The sequence below is a fragment of the Staphylococcus sp. HMSC62B09 genome, from assembly GCF_001839115.1.
Taxonomy (GTDB): Bacteria; Bacillota; Bacilli; order Staphylococcales; family Staphylococcaceae; genus Staphylococcus; species Staphylococcus haemolyticus.
In genome coordinates, this window is the sequence record NZ_KV840143.1 from 1 (window position 1) to 3,142 (window position 3,142).

Here is a 3,142-nt window from a genome sequence, read left to right on the forward strand (position 1 = left end):
TGAATGAAAACGAAGTAATATGAGAACGATTGACTAAAAGTTTGGTGGAAACATAGATTAAGTTATTAAGGGCGCACGGTGGATGCCTTGGCACTAGAAGCCGACGAAGGACGTTACTAACGACGATATGCTTTGGGTAGCTGTAAGTAAGCGTTGATCCAGAGATTTCCGAATGGGGGAACCCAGCACGAGTTATGTCGTGTTATCGACAAGTGAATTCATAGCTTGTCAGAAGGCAGACCCGGAGAACTGAAACATCTTAGTACCCGGAGGAAGAGAAAGAAAAATCGATTCCCTGAGTAGCGGCGAGCGAAACGGGAAGAGCCCAAACCAATAAGCTTGCTTATTGGGGTTGTAGGACACTCTATACGGAGTTACAAAGGAATATGTTAGACGAATCATCTGGAAAGTTGAATCAAAGAAGGTAATAATCCTGTAGTTGAAAATATATTCTCTCTTGAGTGGATCCTGAGTACGACGGAGCACGTGAAATTCCGTCGGAATCTGGGAGGACCATCTCCTAAGGCTAAATACTCTCTAGTGACCGATAGTGAACCAGTACCGTGAGGGAAAGGTGAAAAGTACCCCGGAAGGGGAGTGAAAGAGAACTTGAAACCGTGTGCTTACAAGTAGTCAGAGCCCGTTAATGGGTGATGGCGTGCCTTTTGTAGAATGAACCGGCGAGTTACGATCTGATGCAAGGTTAAGCAGGAAATGTGGAGCCGTAGCGAAAGCGAGTCTGAATAGGGCGTTGAGTATTTGGTCGTAGACCCGAAACCAGGTGATCTACCCATGGTCAGGTTGAAGTTCAGGTAACACTGAATGGAGGACCGAACCGACTTACGTTGAAAAGTGAGCGGATGAACTGTGGGTAGCGGAGAAATTCCAATCGAACTTGGAGATAGCTGGTTCTCTCCGAAATAGCTTTAGGGCTAGCCTCAAGTGATGATTATTGGAGGTAGAGCACTGTTTGGACGAGGGGCCCCTCTCGGGTTACCGAATTCAGACAAACTCCGAATGCCAATTAATTTAACTTGGGAGTCAGAACATGGGTGATAAGGTCCGTGTTCGAAAGGGAAACAGCCCAGACCACCAGCTAAGGTCCCAAAATATATGTTAAGTGGAAAAGGATGTGGCGTTGCCCAGACAACTAGGATGTTGGCTTAGAAGCAGCCATCATTTAAAGAGTGCGTAATAGCTCACTAGTCGAGTGACACTGCGCCGAAAATGTACCGGGGCTAAACATATTACCGAAGCTGTGGATTGTCCGTAGGACAATGGTAGGAGAGCGTTCTAAGGGCGTTGAAGCATGATCGCAAGGACATGTGGAGCGCTTAGAAGTGAGAATGCCGGTGTGAGTAGCGAAAGACGGGTGAGAATCCCGTCCACCGATTGACTAAGGTTTCCAGAGGAAGGCTCGTCCGCTCTGGGTTAGTCGGGTCCTAAGCTGAGGCCGACAGGCGTAGGCGATGGATAACAGGTTGATATTCCTGTACCACCTAGCATCGTTTTAATCGATGGGGGGACGCAGTAGGATAGGCGAAGCGTACGATTGGATTGTACGTCTAAGCAGTGAGATTGAGTGTTAGGCAAATCCGGCACTCTTAAGATTGAGCTGTGATGGGGAGAGGAAATTGTTTCCTCGAGTCGTTGATTTCACACTGCCGAGAAAAGCCTCTAGATAGATAATAGGTGCCCGTACCGCAAACCGACACAGGTAGTCAAGATGAGAATTCTAAGGTGAGCGAGCGAACTCTCGTTAAGGAACTCGGCAAAATGACCCCGTAACTTCGGGAGAAGGGGTGCTCTTTCGGGTGCAAGCCCAGAAGAGCCGCAGTGAATAGGCCCAAGCGACTGTTTATCAAAAACACAGGTCTCTGCTAAACCGTAAGGTGATGTATAGGGGCTGACGCCTGCCCGGTGCTGGAAGGTTAAGAGGAGTGGTTAGCTTCTGCGAAGCTACGAATCGAAGCCCCAGTAAACGGCGGCCGTAACTATAACGGTCCTAAGGTAGCGAAATTCCTTGTCGGGTAAGTTCCGACCCGCACGAAAGGCGTAACGATTTGGGCACTGTCTCAACGAGAGACTCGGTGAAATCATAGTACCTGTGAAGATGCAGGTTACCCGCGACAGGACGGAAAGACCCCGTGGAGCTTTACTGTAGCCTGATATTGAAATTCGGCACAGCTTGTACAGGATAGGTAGGAGCCTTTGAAACGTGAGCGCTAGCTTACGTGGAGGCGCTGGTGGGATACTACCCTAGCTGTGTTGGCTTTCTAACCCGCACCACTTATCGTGGTGGGAGACAGTGTCAGGCGGGCAGTTTGACTGGGGCGGTCGCCTCCTAAAAGGTAACGGAGGCGCTCAAAGGTTCCCTCAGAATGGTTGGAAATCATTCATAGAGTGTAAAGGCATAAGGGAGCTTGACTGCGAGACCTACAAGTCGAGCAGGGTCGAAAGACGGACTTAGTGATCCGGTGGTTCCGCATGGAAGGGCCATCGCTCAACGGATAAAAGCTACCCCGGGGATAACAGGCTTATCTCCCCCAAGAGTTCACATCGACGGGGAGGTTTGGCACCTCGATGTCGGCTCATCGCATCCTGGGGCTGTAGTCGGTCCCAAGGGTTGGGCTGTTCGCCCATTAAAGCGGTACGCGAGCTGGGTTCAGAACGTCGTGAGACAGTTCGGTCCCTATCCGTCGTGGGCGTAGGAAATTTGAGAGGAGCTGTCCTTAGTACGAGAGGACCGGGATGGACATACCTCTGGTGTACCAGTTGTCGTGCCAACGGCATAGCTGGGTAGCTATGTATGGACGGGATAAGTGCTGAAAGCATCTAAGCATGAAGCCCCCCTCAAGATGAGATTTCCCAACTTCGGTTATAAGATCCCTCAAAGATGATGAGGTTAATAGGTTCGAGGTGGAAGCGTGGTGACACGTGGAGCTGACGAATACTAATCGATCGAAGACTTAATCAATTTATTTCAACGTTTTGCGAAGCAAAATCATTTACTTACTATCTAGTTTTGAATGTATAATCATTCTCTTGTCTGGTGACAATGGCAAGGAGGTCACACCTGTTCCCATGCCGAACACAGAAGTTAAGCTCCTTAGCGCCGATGGTAGTTGGATTTACGTTCCGC

The 3,142-nt window shown here is 49.4% G+C and carries 2 rRNA genes; both read left to right on the forward strand.

The features are described 5' to 3' along the window. The first annotated feature begins 55 nt into the window (after window positions 1-55). Window positions 56-2,977, forward strand: a 23S ribosomal RNA gene (locus HMPREF3265_RS06345). 71 nt (window positions 2,978-3,048) lie between these two features. Next, window positions 3,049-3,142: ribosomal RNA gene (rrf, locus tag HMPREF3265_RS06350) — 5S ribosomal RNA — on the forward strand; the annotation flags it as partial.